Genomic DNA, 15,106 nt, shown 5'->3' with positions numbered 1-15,106 from the left:
AGATGATTAGATTTTTGATATTAATTTTAGTTGGTCATTTGTGTTATGGAAATGAAATAAGTGATGAAAAAAATCAGGTTAGTGATTTTTTAAACACTTTGCATAAGATAAAGTATGTGTCTTACAGTAAAAAAGACTTTGCTAAGTTTCTAGTTCAATGTCACAAAGAAGGCGTTCCAGGAAATTTTGGAAAAGGTTTCGGCTCTAACTTAAATGGAGCTAATTTTAGTCAATTGTACCTCAATGGATCTATTTTTGATGGAGTCAGTCTCATTGGTGCTGATTTTTCCCATACTGACTTGTCAGGTGTATCCTTTATTAATGCTGATTTACGTGGGGCTAATTTTTCCAATGCTAATTTGCAGGGTATAAGAATAAAAGGTGCAAATTTAAGTTTTGCAAAATTTGTTTCTGCCAATTTGACAGATATCCTATTTGATCAGTCTAATGTTAGTTATGCTGAGTTTGTCAACTCTGATCTCAAAAAAGTAAGAATGTATGATATAATAGGTTTACATACTAATTTTTCAAATGTGAAAATAAATTTTTCCAGCTTGTCAAACTCCAATGTTAGCTATGTAAATTTTAGCGACAGTGAAATAAACGATACTGTTGTGCAGAAAAGTAATCTTGATAATGCGAATTTTTTTGGAGTGGATTTATATAAATTAAAGATACAATTTTCCTCATTGGAAGACGCTAATATATATGGTGCAGAAATAAAAGAATCAGATTTTACAGTTAGCAATCTTTCTAATGTCTGCCTTAATTCTTCTGCTATAATTGACAGTAACTTCAATAGAGCTAATTTAAGCAAGACTCAGATTTCCTATGTAAATGGTGATAATTCAAATTTTGTTCAATCTATACTGCATGGTTCTAAAATAAAACATTCATATGCTTCTGAAGTAAGTCTTCGGGATTCTGATTTATCCAATATTGATTTTAGTTTTAGTGAGCTACATCAAGTTGATGTCTCTGATTCTGACATTCGTCACGGAAAGTTTTATAATACTAAAGTTGCAAATTCTAACATGAATGGTTCGTTTTTTGACCATTCATTATTTATCTCCGCAAAGATAGAAGATGCAGACCTTTCCGCAGCTTCAATGTATGAGGTTAAAATACGAGACTCTCAAATTTATAATAGCAAGCTTTCTCACTATAGCATCGATTCTAGTGAAATAGAAAGCTCAACGTTTTTTAATTTAATAGCAGATAACTCAAACTGGTCTCATCTAAAAGTAACTAATTCAAATTTTGTTGAAAGCGATTTCAAATCTTCTTTGCTTTATAATAATGCCTTTAAGAAAACCGGCTTTTTTCTCAGCAATTTCAGTAATTCAACAATTAGTAATACATCTTTTCACTCTTCAAGCATATATAAAGGCTCGGTTGTTGATACTCGTTTAACAGATTGTAAGTTTGATCATTCAATTTTGATTGACAATGAAGGGCAGAAAAAACTTGCAGATTCAGAGAATGCTATAACTTCAATTGAAGATTTGCAAGAAAAAATGTCACGGGGTGAAAAATTTGATGTAAATTATTCTTACTTTGAATTTAAGGATATGAATCTAGAGAATGCTGATTTTTCTGGTTCAATATTGAGTAGAACAAAGTTTATAAATGTTAATTTGAATAAGGCAAACTTTGAAAAAACCGATTTGCGCTATGCTGTTTTTGATAGTTCTTCTCTGATTGGTACCAATTTATCAGGTTCTAATTTAGACCATTCTAGCTTTTTAAAATCTGATTTGAAAAGTGCCATACTAGAAAATGCTAATTGAATTAGAAACTCTGTAATATGCTTGTTAAATTGCTTAAAAAAGAAAAATGACCATAAAAAGTGAAGGTGTATTATTGGTTCTATCTTCTCCTTCTGGAGCTGGAAAAACTACCATATTAGAAAGATTACTTGAGCGATCAACTGACTTAGTTAGATCTGTTTCTATGACTACGCGTAAACCTCGCCCTGGTGAAATAAATGGAAAAGACTATTTTTTCGTTACCGAAGAAAGATTCCACGAGTTATGTAAAGCTGGTCAAATGCTTGAATATGCCAAAGTTTTTGAGAATTTTTATGGTATACCAAGAGATTTTATAGAACAAAACCTTAACAATGGAGTAAGCGTTTTACTGAGTATAGATTGGCAAGGAGCATTTCATTTATTTAAGCTTATGAGGAAAAAAGTTGTAAGTGTTTTTATACTCCCACCTTCAATGGAGGAGCTTAGGTTGCGTTTGCAAAAGCGTAATAGTGACAGTGCAAGTGAAATAGAACGCAGATTAGCCGAAGCTCAAAAAGAAATAAGCAAACGCGATAAATATGATTATGTAATAATCAATGATGATATTGATAAAAGTGTAGAAGAGATAAGCTCTATATTAAACAAAGAAAGACTTAAAAGATCAGAAGAAAAACCAAATCAAGGAGTTTAGATATCTATAGCTAAAGTGACTTAGGTTTACCAACAACCGTCATTCCGCTACTCGTTAGCGCCGAGGCGGTATGACGTAGCTTGCTTGGGTTAGCTATATATGTAAATTAATCGTCAGTGTTGTATACGTTCTTTTCTTTTTCTAATCTCTCTTGCTCTTCAATACAATATATAGCAAGTGGATTGGCTTTAAGTCTTTCGACTCCTATTTCTTCCCCTGTTCCATCGCAATAACCGTAAGTGCCTAATTTTATTTTTTCTAGTGCCTCCTTAATTTTTTCTTTTCTATCTTTTCTACGCTTAATTAATTTTTCGTTTCCACTATCTTCATCAAGATAGTATGTATCAATACCACTGTCTTCTAGTTCTTGTTTCTCCAACTCAGCAAGCATTGATTGTAACTTTAAGCTGAAGTACTCTAACTGTTTTACGCTCATATATTCTTCACTTTCTGAAGGAGTGTAGTGTTCTGATAATTTTATTTTTGGTAGCTCTTCCATAATTGCATTATTAATTAAATAACAAAGTCTGTATAATTTATGAATAAGAAATTATACTACCTCAAATTAAACACTATAATTTATAATAAACATTTAAAAGCCTAGTATGATTGGCTCAGTAAAAAAGTTAACAATAGATAATAAGAATTTTACCTATACGATATGTATTTTTATTATAATGTTAAGCCTATCTTCATTTACACTTGAAAACAACAATAAGCAAGAAATTATGTTAACGTTAACATGGATATGTGCTACATTTGTTCTGCAAATCTCTACAAGTAATTTATTTGCTTCTGATTATCATGAAGGAATATTAGAACAAATCTTCATACAGCCACTTTCTTCTAAGTTTATAGTTGCTTATAAAATTTTTGCTCACTGGTTATTGTTTGGGTTACCGATTTCAGTGATTTCTTCGATATTCAGCTTCGTAGTTCTGGGTAATAATGTTGAATACTCAATAGCAGTGGGCCTATCTTTATTACTTAATATGCTGATAGTAATTAATATTTCAGCTACTGGAAATGCATTAATGATTGGTCGAAACAACTTAGCATCAGGAATATCACAAATTCTTGTTTTGCCAATCATAATGCCAACCTTTATATACTTTAAATTACTAATTCAGTTTGAAAGTTTATCATTGAATATTCATATATTACTTATTACTGCTTTAATTTTTGCCATTCTGATAGTCAATAGCGCTATAGCTACTCATATGGCATTGAAATTTGCTGTAGAGCATGATTAGAAAGTTTTGCTGTTATTCTTACATAGGAGGTCTGCTGCTGATAAAGTCTAAACTTACCAAATACATTTCTGTAGATTCAGATCTACTTGATTTTGGTTTAAAGTACTTTACTGTTTTAAACATTTTTTTTAACTCGTTACAAAAATCTTTATCAGACTCTCCTTGAAAGATTTTTACTACGAACTTACCACCATGATTTAGAAAATGCTTTGCAAGGTTCAATGCTGCTTCGCATAAAAGCATGATTCTGATATGATCCAACGATTTTAAACCGCAAGATTCTGGGGCCATGTCAGATAGAATTACATCAAATTTTTGATCTTTTAATCTTTCCCTTAAAATTTCAAGCTCACTGATAATATTGCATTGTATATATTCTACTCCATTAATCATGTTTACTGGTTTTATGTCAATAGCAACTACATTTGTACCTTTCTGGGATGCAACTTGTGACCATCCACCAGGAGAAGCTCCAAGATCAATAATTTTTTGCCCCTCTTGGAGTAATTTAAATTTATTATCTATTTCTATCAACTTATATGCCGAACGTGATCTATAACCATCCTTATTAGTTTTTTGTACATACTGGTCATTTAAATGGCGATGCAGCCACCTTGTTGAAGATAGCTTTCTGCCTCTAGCTGTTTTTACTCTAGTTTTTATTGCTAATACCCTATAAATTACTTGTTATTGATTATATCTTTGAGCTCTTTTTCAACTACTTCTTTCACCAGTGTATGGAGATACTTATTTAGCCACTCTGACAACTGAGGTTTTAAAAGAGACGTGATTAATTCTTCAACAGTAAGATTTACTTTTTTTTGTTGCTTATTCTGTAATTCATTTTGCATTTTTCCAAGCAATGCTTTGATCTCTTCCATATTCTCTTTTAAAATTAGATGGTCGTTATTTTGTGCTTGTAAGCTACTGTTATTCACTTTGTTATTACCTGTTTGGGTATTATTGTGCAAACGAACATCTTTTTCTTTTCCTAAATTGTGACTATGAATATTAAATTGGGTATTATTGAAAATTATTTCCTCGCTCTGATCATCATTGTTAATATCTTTTTTTTTGTTCTCTTGCTCTTTACTATCTTCTTCTGAATTTTCAAAGCACTCCTTCTCAAGGTACAACACATCATCATCTTCCTCGTTCTCCTTCTCAAGGTACAACACATCTTCCTCCTTCTCTATTTCCACTTCATCGTCACTTGCATTTTTGCCAGATATAGCTTTTTTTATATCTTCTAGGATATCTTTTACGGATTGATTGCCTTGTTCATCATTCATAACGCTAATACCATTAAATTTAAAGATTTATATTATTTATCATAAAAAGCAAATTATAAACACTGATCACATAATTGCTTTTTGCTTCAACTAAGTCCGAACGTGCTTTGAATAATGTGTCTTCAGTGTATAAAAGGTCAGTTATACTCTTTAAGTTTAAGTTTACTTCTTGCTCAACTCCTTCCAATGCTAGAGATGCTGCTTTTTCTGCCTCTTGACTTGCTTTAATGATAGCCTTTGCTGTCAAAACGTCATTCCAAGCATTCACAACATCTTTTTCTATATTTTTTACTGTTTCATAATAATCGTAAGTGGATTTTTTTGCATCCATTTTAGCTCTACTGATACTAAAAGCATTTATTCCTCTTTTAAAGATTGGAACATCAAGAGTAAAAACAACATGAACATTTTCTAATGGAGTATCTAATTTTACACCCTTCTCAAGATTGGTACTTGCAGTGAAATTTAAAGAAGGAAGCCACTTGGAAGTTTCGGCGATCACTTCCATTCCGGCTGCTCTTTTTTGGTAAACTGCTGCTTTTAGAGATAGATTGTTGGCTTTTACTAATTGTAAACATTCATTTAATTCCGGAATGGAAGGTAATTTATCGTTAGCTTCAGAAAGTTCATAAGGGTCTTCACCAATCAGGTGAAGATAAGTCATGTTTGCTAATTTTAGTTTGCCTTCAGCATCAACTCTTTCCGACACTGAAGATGAAAATTTTGCTTTTGCTAGTGAAACTTCAGCGTTGGTAACTTCTCCAAGAGAAAAGCGTTTTTTCATCGCTGACAAATTTTCCAAAGAGACGCGTTCTTTATGCTCTCCAAGCTTTAATGTTTCTCTCCTTCGTAGAACGTCAACATATGCTTTCACGGCATTAAGCGCGAGCTCTTGTTTTAACCGTTGAAATCGTGTCTTTTCTGCTTTGAGAAGATGGCTTGATCTACTGAATGTGGCAAAAGTTCCACCGCCATCTATTATTCTCTGACTCAATGTAAGGCGTTTTCCAGGTAAAGATCCAACTTCATTCTTATAAAGATTAAAATTACTATCGAAATTGTATTGCAAACTAATGTCAGGTAAAAATCCAGCTAATCCAGAAGATTTTAGCTGTTTTTCTGCGCTTTTATATTGGTAAAACTGAGATTTTAATTTTGAACTATTTTTAATAGCTTTATTTATAGCTTCCTCAAGATCAATTGCATAGCAACTTATAGCACTAAAAATGGTTGCAAGCATAATAATCAATCGAAACATTCTACTCCCTATGCATATTGGTTGTACAGCTAAATTACTAGCACAAATTGCTTTAATAATCAATAACTAATGTTGTTGACACTACTGAGAAATTGAGTGTATCATAGCTTACTATTGTTTAGTGTTTAATTAAGTTATAATAATGAAGACTTTTTTCTTAAAAGAGAGACAGATCAATAAAAAATGGTTTGTCATAGATGCGGAAGGATTAGTGGTAGGAAGGCTCGCAGCATTTGTAGCAACACTATTGCGTGGAAAGCATAAGCCTGAGTATACACCTCATATGGATTGTGGCGATAATGTAATTATTATCAACGCAGAAAAGGTGCATTTTACCGGAAAGAAACTTAAAGATAAAATTTACTACAAGCATACAGGTTACCCTGGTGGTTTGAAAAAAACTACTCCAGATAATATTTTAAATGGTAAATTTCCTGAACGTGTAATAGAAATGGCAGTGAAGAGGATGCTTGATGATGGTCCTATGGCGCGTAGGCGTTTTGGAAATTTATATGTTTATTCTGGTCCAGAACATAAGCATCAAGGGCAGCAACCTGAGAAGATAGATTTTGCTTCTTTAAATCGTAAAAATAAAAAATAATGGAGTAAAAATGGAAGATTCTGTAATAAATCAATCAGAAAAAATAACTAAGTCAGCAATTGATTCGCTTGGTCGTTTATATGCTACAGGCCGAAGAAAAGAGTCTGCAGCAAGAGTATGGATAAAACCAGGAAGTGGAAAATTCAGTGTTAAGAAGAAAGATAATCTACTGGATTACTTTAAGAGGGAATCAGTGTGTCAAATAGTGAAAATGCCATTTATTGTAACATCTATGCTAGATAAATATGATGTATTTGCAACTATAAAAGGTGGAGGGCTATCTGGCCAAGCAGGTGCCTTAGCTCATGGAATAAGCAGAGCGTTAAGTAAAATAAGCCAAGATTTACATTCTATATTACGTAGTAGGGGATTCTTGACACGAGATTCACGTGTTGTTGAACGTAAAAAATATGGTCAACACAAAGCTCGGAAAAAATGTCAATTTTCTAAGAGATAGTTATTTTGTGGTAGTATTTCTTGTAAGTGTTATACAAATGTTTAAAAAAGTGTATGATGTATTCTATTTTCATGATAAATTTAGTTGACTATCGTTATGAACATAATATGCTGTTTGTGTAATTTTTTCAATATTAAGGTAATTTATGAGTAAAGAAGATATAGTAAAACAATTAAAAGAAATTTGTTCTAGTCAGGACATAGATATAACAAAATTTAATTTGGGCATGGTTCATGATGCTTTTCTGGAAATAATAAAATATGAACTGAATATGAAAGGTAAAATACGCCTGCATGGAATTGGTACATTTTCTGTTGTAATAACCCAGGAAAAGCAGTGCCGTAACCCTCAAACTGGTAAGGTAATGACTGTTCCTTCAAAGAAAAGAGTGAAATTTAAAGCAAGCCAAACTCTTTCAAGTAGTTTAAATGAAAAGGAAGAAGCAGTAGTTAGTTAGATATTATCATTTTCATTATTTTTACTACGCTGTGTAAGCTGTAAAGTACGGCTTCACTGATTAAATAATGGCCTATATTAAGAGCTGAGATGTGGGGTATCTCTTTCATCCTTTTAGCGTACTCATAAGTTATGCCATGTCCTACATGGCATTCTATTCCTAATTTATTGATATACTCTGCAGCATTAGTAATTAATTGTAATTTTTCCTCTGATGGATTATCACAGTAATCTCCTGTATGAATTTCTATTACGTCAGGTTTTATCTTTAGCTTTTCAAGATATTTGAGTTGATTAATATTTGGATTGATAAACAGTGAGACCTTTATGCTAGAGCTATGCATCTCCTCTATTATACTAGAAAGTTTGCTGTACATATTAACGATATCCAAGCCACCTTCGGTTGTTAATTCTTCTCTTTTTTCTGGTACTATACAAATCGCATAGGGTTTTACCTTTTTTGCTATTTCAAGCATTTCTTCTGTAGCTGCAATTTCAAGATTTAGCTCAGTTTTGATGCTTTTTTTTAGGTTAAACACATCTTCATCTCTAATATGTCTTCTGTCTTCTCGTAAGTGTACAGTGATAAAGTCTGCTCCTGCGTCAATAGCTATTTCTGCTGCTTTCAGTGGATCTGGATAGGAAGTTCCACGTGCATTACGAAGGGTTGCGATATGATCAATGTTAACGCCTAGTTTCATAATTTACTACAAAAGCTATTTATCATTATACATATTATTATCTTTTTACAAAGATTTTATCAATAATACGCATATCAATTATGCTCCAATCGCTGAAAGTAAAATCGGTTGTATTTTGCAAGTGGTTTAAATAATCCCATGCGCTACGAGGATTATCTTCAGGCAGCTTTACTGTGGAACCGTTATCAAGTATGATGTTCCATCTTCTATTCCCTACATAAACACAAGAAGAAATGTGATCACTTAATTGAGTTTTTCTCTCCAATATATCTTTAATGAATTTTAGGTTTGATAATGAGTTTTGTCCTGTAATTACAACAAGATTATCTATCGGGTAGTCATCCACAATCACTTTACCCTCACAATCAATTACCGAAGTTTTGTTATCATTTTTCCAAAGAGCAAACGGTTCATGTTCGTCTATGTTAATGTGTAAGGTGTTAGGCAAAATTCTATGAATTCTTACGTATTTTATCCATCTGCTTACGGATTGTATATTATCGGCAAGTTTTGAAAGTGATATAATTGGTTGCGTTTTATTTACCAAATTTAAAATGTCCTTCTCATTTGTAAATTTGTTGCCAGTAACAACTATTTCATCAATTGAAAATCCACTACTGAGTAATAGGCTAGATAAGCAGTCATTACACCACGTGAGGTAGTAATTAAATCGACTTGTGATTTTATCAAGCGAGCTATAGAGTACCAACGTAAGAAAGAGTGCTATTATAATAACCAAAGCACACTTACGCAGAAAACTCTTTTGGCTTCTAGTAACATTGCTCAACATTTACTTAGTCTCTAATATTTTTGTGCTACAAACTATCTTCAACAATAATTTTAACTAATTCATTAAAATCGATTCCTTTTGTTAATTTTGCAATTTCCGGCACTAACGATAACTCAGTAAAGCCAGGATGTGTATTAATCTCAAGCATTTTTAAAGTGTCATTTTTTGGATTATAACGAAAATCCGAGCGAGAAATAGTTTTGCATCCTAGAAATTGATGAACTTTCAATGCATGTTCCAAGGTCATTTTATATATATTGTCAGGAATTTCAGCGGGAAATATGTGCTCTGCAAACCCATTTGTATATTTTGCTTCATAATCATAGAATTTATTTTTTGGTTGTATTTCCATAGTGCCAATTGCTTCATTGAATAATACAGCGGTATGTAACTCTACACCAGGTATATATTCTTCTATGATCATCAAATCTCTTGTCATCCAAGTAGCTCCTTCCTTGTCATCCCAGTGCTTCGATACTGGTCCTTTTCCCTGGTCACGTGCTGGAAGCATGTTTTTTAGTTTTAAATAATCCTCATGCGAGAAAATCATGTGCACTCCGATGCTTGAACCTTCATTAGTTGGTTTTAAGACATACGGATAATCAATTTTAATATTATTTCTTAGTACATCTTCTCGACTAATTATGTAACCTTTTGGAGTGTCAATGCTCAAAGATCGGAATATATGCTTTGACATTGCTTTATTCATAGCAACCGCCGAAGCCATAACTCCGGAGTGTGTATATTTTATACCTAAAATTTCCAATAAACCTTGAATGCAGCCATCTTCGCCATAAGGTCCATGTAGAGCAATAAAAGCAAGGTCGGGATTAATTTTTTTAAGCTTTTCAGCAATGTTGCTATCAACACCTATTTCTGTTACATTATATGAAAGGCTATCAAGCGCTTTCTTTACGGCTTTTCCACTCATAAGCGATATCTCTCTTTCATGAGAAAATCCACCACTTAAAATTACTATAGTTGGAACCATAAGCACTCTATATTTTGCCATATAGCATATATGAAAGATGCTCTTATCTTCAATAGAAAAAATGCTTTGAAAAATCCTATAGCTACGTGCTTTTAAATGCAACTAACCTTTAGCTATAAACATTAAGAAATTTACTAAATGGGAAAAAGGCAAAAGAAGCCCCTTGGTGCGAGTTTTGACTCTCTATTACTGTAAGTGGCGCTGTAATAATGTGCTGACGCTTATTATAAGCGCAATTTGGCTGAATGTAGAAAAAATTTAAAAGACATGCAGCCGCCATAATTTTATGTAATCCGCCAAAAAATACCCTGAGTTTTTTACTGAATTTTGTCATTGAGCCTGCAGGTCAAAAACAAGTTTTGAGTCAGAAATACCCTTAATACCATAATAAGAGGACTGGCGGAGTTTGTCAAGAAATTTCTTTTTTTGTGACATACGCTGTTAAAGTGTTCATTTTACGGCACAGTTCGTTAGTAACCACACTTCTTTAGCTTCTCTCTACTTTTTTTACCTTCTAAATACTGCTTGCTTTGCAACAAAGCTAACCTGGCAAATTTCCAGTAAAGAGTAACACTCCTGAAATAAGTACTACCCAAAACACCGATATCGGCAGAAATACTTTCCAACCAAGACGCATTAGTTGATCATATCGGTAGCGGGGTATCGTTGCTCTAATCCAAACAAATATGAATAATAGTAAAACTATCTTTAAAACGAACCAAATTAAGCCTGGAATTTTATACAGTAAACTAAGCTCTAATGGGGGATACCATCCTCCTAGAAAGAATATTGTCATCATAGCGCTTGCTAAAATCATGTTTGCATATTCTCCAAGGAAGAAAAGAGCAAAAGGCATTGATGAATATTCAACGTTGTACCCAGAGACGAGCTCTGCTTCAGCTTCTGGCAAATCAAATGGGTGACGGTTAGTTTCTGCGAGGAGAGAAATAAAAAACACTACCCCTATAGGCATCATCAGCAAATCAATCCAAAACGGCATATTGTGTTTCGTAACTACCATCTCTCCAAGATTTAACGTACCAGTTGTTATTACAACTGTAGCAACTATTAGGCCTATTGAAACTTCGTATGAAATCATCTGAGCAGCTGACCTTATAGCGCCAAGAAATGCATAATTAGAATTGCTTGACCAGCCTGCGATAATAATGCCATATATTCCTAAAGAGGAGATAGCTAGTACATAAAGCACTCCAACATTAATATTTGCTATCACCTTAGGAATTATCTGCTGTCCATTTTCTGTAGCACCAAACGGTATAACTGCCCAGGCGATTAATGCTAAAATAAAGGTAAGCATCGGAGCCATGGTGAATAATATGGTGTTTGCTCTAAATGGTATTATCGGCTCTTTGATGAGTAACTTAATTGCATCTGCAAATGGCTGTAATAATCCAAAAGGGCCAACTACGCTTGGGCCATGTCTCAGTTGAATTGCACCAATAACCTTGCGCTCAAAGTACACCAAATACGCAACTGAAAGCAGTAGCGGTACCAAAATAAATAAGATGTTAACTAGCGTGTTCATAAAAGGCTTTAGTACAGTCTGCCATTATTTTTGAAGCACGACTTATTGAATCTGTCATATAAAAATTGCCTTCTTTTAGGGAGAAAGGTATGCTACTTAATTTTATCTCATCGCAGATAATTGGCACCCATTTGTTTTTCACCACTTGATCAGCATTTCTAAACTGTGAACCAATAGTATCTAATTTTTTTCTCACGTCAAATAAACTGTCATATGGTAAGGGGAGGCCCAAATATTGTGATAGATTCTTAATAATTAACCAGTCCTCCTTTGCTTCACCAGGGGGAAATACAGCTAAATTTGTTCTCTGCACTCGCCCTTCAGTATTTACATAAGTTGCATATTTCTCTATGTATGCAGCTCCAGGTAAGATGACATCTGCTATGTGTGCGCTTTTATCGCCATGATGACCTTGGTAAATTACAAATGTATTTTCTAACTTTGATGTATCAATTTCATCTGCACCAAGAAGATAAACAACTTCTATCTCGCCACTTTCTGCCTGTTCTAGTATTTGATGAGTATTTTTTCCACCTTTTTTAGGAATAAACCCAATATCTAGTCCACCAACTCTTGCTGCAGCTTTATGTAGCACGTTAAAGCCATTCCAGTCATCTCTGATCATGTTAAATTTTTCTGCAATTTTGCCAGTTAGAGCTAAAACTGATTCAGCATCATCTCTTATCAATGCGTCTTGACCGATAATTAGCATAGGGTTTTGAGCTGCGCTCAGTAACTCACAGAATTTATGATTCCCTTTTGCTATTTTATTTAAAATACCAGGGTTATCGCCCAACTTCTCAACATGATATAAATACTCAATATCAGGACCAATGCTTGCAATAGGAAAATTGCCCTGTAAATATCTTTTTCTTATACGCGCATTAATAATTGGCGCTTCTATTCTAGGATTTGTGTTTATAAGCAGGCATGAATCTGCATTCTCTATACCTTCAATAGTGGTGTTGAACACATATGATCCACGATTATTTGGTATAAGCCTTGCTCCATCCTGCCTGCAATCTGTATTTGCTGAACCAAGCTTATGCATAATTTCTTTCAGTAGAAGCATAGACTCACAATCCGCTAGATCGCCTGCAATTGCAGCTATTTTATTTGATTTTGTACTCTTTAATTTTTTTGCAGCAACAGTTAATGCCTCATTCCAGCTTACTGGAACTAATTTACCATCTTTTTTTACGTAAGGTCGATCAAGGCGCTGAACTTTTAATCCATCGTAAGCAAAACGAGTTTTGTCTGATATCCATTCCTCGTTCACCTCTTCATTGAGTCTTGGCAATATTCGCATAACTTCAGGACCGCGATAGTCAACTCTAATGCTGCTTCCCACAGCATCAAGCACATCTATAGTTTCACAGTGTGATAGCTCCCATGGACGCGCTGTAAAGGAGTAAGGCTTTGAAGTTAAAGCTCCTACCGGACAGAGGTCTATGATATTTCCGGACAATTCAGAACTAATATGTCTTTTTATGTAAGCGCTGATCTCTACGTTCTCTCCCCTTCCAATTCCTCCAAGTTCGTTTGTACCTGCAACATCGGACAAGAACCTAACGCATCGAGTGCAATGAATGCATCTATTCATTGCAGTGTCAATCAGCGGTCCGAAGTGTTTTTTTGGCACAGTCCTCTTATGCTCATCAAGCCTGCTGGTTCCTTTTCCATAGGCTATCGTTATATCTTGCAAATCGCACTCGCCGCCTTGATCGCAAATTGGGCAATCAAGTGGATGATTAATCAGCAGAAACTCAAGCACTCCTTCACGTGCCTTCTTAACTTTGGGAGTATCGGTATGAATTACCATCCCTTCTGCAACTGGTACAGCGCAAGAGGCCACTGGTTTTGGAGGCCCACCCTCTACTTCAACCAAGCACATCCTGCAGTTACCAGCGATTGCTAAACGCTCGTGATAACAAAAGCGTGGGATTTCAATGCCCACAACCTCGCAAGCTTGAATTATAGTGAGTCCAGGCTCTACTTCACACTCCTTGGAATTAATAGTAACTTTTACCACAAATTCAAACCTATTATACAGCTTCCCACTTTATAGGATCACCACTTGTCTCATCTTCAACCAGATTACCATCTTCATATTGAGCAGACACGTAACTCTTGCGCAAATCACGATCTATAAACATAACAGGCTTTACTTTGCGTCCGTTGTGCTCCTTTTGCTTAGCTTTCTTACGCTGAGTTGGGTTATTTTTACTAGCTGTCTTCGCCTTTCCGCCTGTTGCCATATAAACTCCTAAAATTTCTCATTCTATTTTAACACTTAAGCATATAGCGTCAATATTAAATAACTTTAAAGTTTCAATGGATCTCTTAATTATAATTATTATTTAAGCACATCCTTGATGTCATTCAAGTAGTTGGTAGAAAGAAAAACTTACTTGACAAACTCCGCCATTCCTCTTATCATGGTAATGGAGTTATTCATTTAGCTTCAATCTGTGCAGATTAAAACGACAAAAAAGTATTATAATTGGCGTCTTATATTCGATTTTTTGCACTATGTGCACCCTATGTCTTCACAACATTTTTAGGTTTTTACCTATAAAAGCTGAAACGGGCTTATAAAACGTTTAAGACAGTAGAGAACGCCAGTTTGCAGGATTAGAGAGTAAGCACTATCTAACACGGAACTTTTTTGCCTTTTTTTCTGCTTAGAAAATTTTTTAGATATTTATAGCTCAAGGTTAGTTGCGTTAAAAAGCAGCTAAGTCGCGGTTATTAAACGTTTAAAACATAAAAAAACGCCAATGTTTTTAAATAGATGTTGACCGGATTGCCTTTTTTCCCATTTAGTAAATTTCTTAAATATTTTCTTAAATTTTATAGCTAAACTGGATTCCAGACTGGAATGACAACGAAGGGCTACTTGGATCTGATAGGCTCAAATCATAATGTTCGTATAGTTCGGATGACCATACGTGTCAAGTTAAGGGAAAGTAGTATAAGGAAAAAGGGAAATGGTAAAAAACTATTTTAGATATTAAGTAATAAAGCTAATAGTTTACAGACTTTTCTAAAAAAATTATTTTATTTTAGATCAAAACTTCCTAAAAAAATAAATGTAACAAACAAGATACCCACTTTAAATGTTGCTATATTGGGCAATATTTCCTTAACTTGACGCGTATGGTTCGGATGACACTGTTGGAAGCAATGAATCATCTTCAATTACAACTTTCATACAATTGTGGGCGGTATGACAATTTGGCTTTAGAAACAGTTTTGAAAAAGAAATAACGTTTATGAGTAAAATTTCACATTACCACTTTTTAATTTATGTATTATA

Annotated in this window: 16 protein-coding genes; 6 read left to right on the top strand and 10 right to left on the bottom strand. The window is 34.0% G+C overall.

From position 1 onward, the window contains the following. Positions 1-2: 2 nt before the first annotated feature. Entirely contained in the window at positions 3-1,790 is a 1,788-nt protein-coding gene (locus ACICP6_RS02420; RefSeq protein ID WP_395463469.1) for a pentapeptide repeat-containing protein, read from the top strand. Between the two features lie 46 nt (positions 1,791-1,836). Next, entirely contained in the window at positions 1,837-2,442 is a 606-nt protein-coding gene (gene gmk, locus ACICP6_RS02415; protein WP_395463468.1) for a guanylate kinase, read from the top strand. A 106-nt stretch (positions 2,443-2,548) separates the two neighbouring features. On the opposite strand, the gene ACICP6_RS02410 is transcribed toward gmk, so the two are convergent. Further along, positions 2,549-2,941 (bottom strand): TraR/DksA family transcriptional regulator, encoded by a 393-nt coding sequence (locus tag ACICP6_RS02410; protein WP_395463467.1) that lies wholly within the window; start codon positions 2,939-2,941, stop codon positions 2,549-2,551. 106 nt (positions 2,942-3,047) lie between these two features. Here ACICP6_RS02410 and ACICP6_RS02405 point away from each other — a divergent pair, with 106 nt between their 5' ends. Then, the gene (locus ACICP6_RS02405) at positions 3,048-3,695 is read left to right on the top strand and encodes a heme exporter protein CcmB (protein WP_395463466.1); all 648 of its coding nucleotides are present in this window, start codon (positions 3,048-3,050) and stop codon (positions 3,693-3,695) included. 18 nt (positions 3,696-3,713) lie between these two features. Here ACICP6_RS02405 and ACICP6_RS02400 read toward each other — a convergent pair whose 3' ends face one another. The 3 genes from ACICP6_RS02400 to ACICP6_RS02390 form a co-directional block, all read right to left on the bottom strand. After that, the gene (locus ACICP6_RS02400; RefSeq protein WP_395463645.1) at positions 3,714-4,304 is read right to left on the bottom strand and encodes an RlmE family RNA methyltransferase; all 591 of its coding nucleotides are present in this window, start codon (positions 4,302-4,304) and stop codon (positions 3,714-3,716) included. Positions 4,305-4,375: 71 nt separating this feature from the next. After that, positions 4,376-4,987: a PopZ family protein gene (locus ACICP6_RS02395; RefSeq protein WP_395463465.1), complete on the bottom strand. Its 612-nt coding sequence runs from the start codon at positions 4,985-4,987 to the stop codon at positions 4,376-4,378. 19 nt (positions 4,988-5,006) lie between these two features. Beyond that, positions 5,007-6,245, bottom strand: a complete 1,239-nt coding sequence (locus tag ACICP6_RS02390; RefSeq protein ID WP_395463644.1) for a TolC family protein — start codon at positions 6,243-6,245, stop codon at positions 5,007-5,009. 142 nt (positions 6,246-6,387) lie between these two features. On the opposite strand from ACICP6_RS02390, the gene rplM reads away from it, so the two are divergent. From rplM to ACICP6_RS02375, 3 genes are all read left to right on the top strand, one after another. Then, positions 6,388-6,846, top strand: coding sequence for a 50S ribosomal protein L13 (rplM, locus tag ACICP6_RS02385; protein ID WP_395463464.1), 459 nt, complete (start codon positions 6,388-6,390; stop codon positions 6,844-6,846). 10 nt (positions 6,847-6,856) lie between these two features. Beyond that, positions 6,857-7,303: a 30S ribosomal protein S9 gene (rpsI, locus tag ACICP6_RS02380; RefSeq protein ID WP_395463463.1), complete on the top strand. Its 447-nt coding sequence runs from the start codon at positions 6,857-6,859 to the stop codon at positions 7,301-7,303. Between the two features lie 145 nt (positions 7,304-7,448). Continuing rightward, entirely contained in the window at positions 7,449-7,760 is a 312-nt protein-coding gene (locus ACICP6_RS02375) for an HU family DNA-binding protein (RefSeq protein WP_395463462.1), read from the top strand. Here the strand turns inward: ACICP6_RS02375 and ACICP6_RS02370 are convergent. From ACICP6_RS02370 to ACICP6_RS02345, 6 genes are all read right to left on the bottom strand, one after another. Next, entirely contained in the window at positions 7,753-8,460 is a 708-nt protein-coding gene (locus ACICP6_RS02370) for a pyridoxine 5'-phosphate synthase (protein WP_395463461.1), read from the bottom strand. The genes ACICP6_RS02375 and ACICP6_RS02370 overlap by 8 nt on opposite strands. Positions 8,461-8,497: 37 nt before the next feature. Next, the gene (locus tag ACICP6_RS02365) at positions 8,498-9,250 is read right to left on the bottom strand and encodes a cell division protein FtsQ/DivIB (RefSeq protein WP_395463460.1); all 753 of its coding nucleotides are present in this window, start codon (positions 9,248-9,250) and stop codon (positions 8,498-8,500) included. A 25-nt stretch (positions 9,251-9,275) separates the two neighbouring features. Further along, positions 9,276-10,247 (bottom strand): D-alanine--D-alanine ligase, encoded by a 972-nt coding sequence (locus ACICP6_RS02360; RefSeq protein WP_395463643.1) that lies wholly within the window; start codon positions 10,245-10,247, stop codon positions 9,276-9,278. Positions 10,248-10,782: 535 nt separating this feature from the next. Then, positions 10,783-11,787 carry an NADH-quinone oxidoreductase subunit NuoH gene (nuoH, locus tag ACICP6_RS02355; RefSeq protein WP_395463459.1) on the bottom strand — a complete coding sequence of 335 codons (1,005 nt, stop codon included), beginning with the start codon at positions 11,785-11,787 and terminating at the stop codon, positions 10,783-10,785. Then, positions 11,771-13,819, bottom strand: coding sequence for an NADH-quinone oxidoreductase subunit NuoG (gene nuoG / locus ACICP6_RS02350; protein ID WP_395463458.1), 2,049 nt, complete (start codon positions 13,817-13,819; stop codon positions 11,771-11,773). Before nuoG ends, nuoH begins: the two co-directional genes overlap by 17 nt. A 13-nt stretch (positions 13,820-13,832) precedes the next feature. Continuing rightward, positions 13,833-14,045 carry a hypothetical protein gene (locus ACICP6_RS02345; protein WP_395463457.1) on the bottom strand — a complete coding sequence of 71 codons (213 nt, stop codon included), beginning with the start codon at positions 14,043-14,045 and terminating at the stop codon, positions 13,833-13,835. Positions 14,046-15,106: the final 1,061 nt, after the last annotated feature.

Source organism: Wolbachia endosymbiont of Cantharis cryptica, from assembly GCF_964277405.1.
Taxonomy (GTDB): Bacteria; Pseudomonadota; Alphaproteobacteria; order Rickettsiales; family Anaplasmataceae; genus Wolbachia.
The sequence above is the reverse complement of the archived record's forward strand: the minus strand, read 5'-3'. Positions and strand labels throughout refer to the sequence as shown.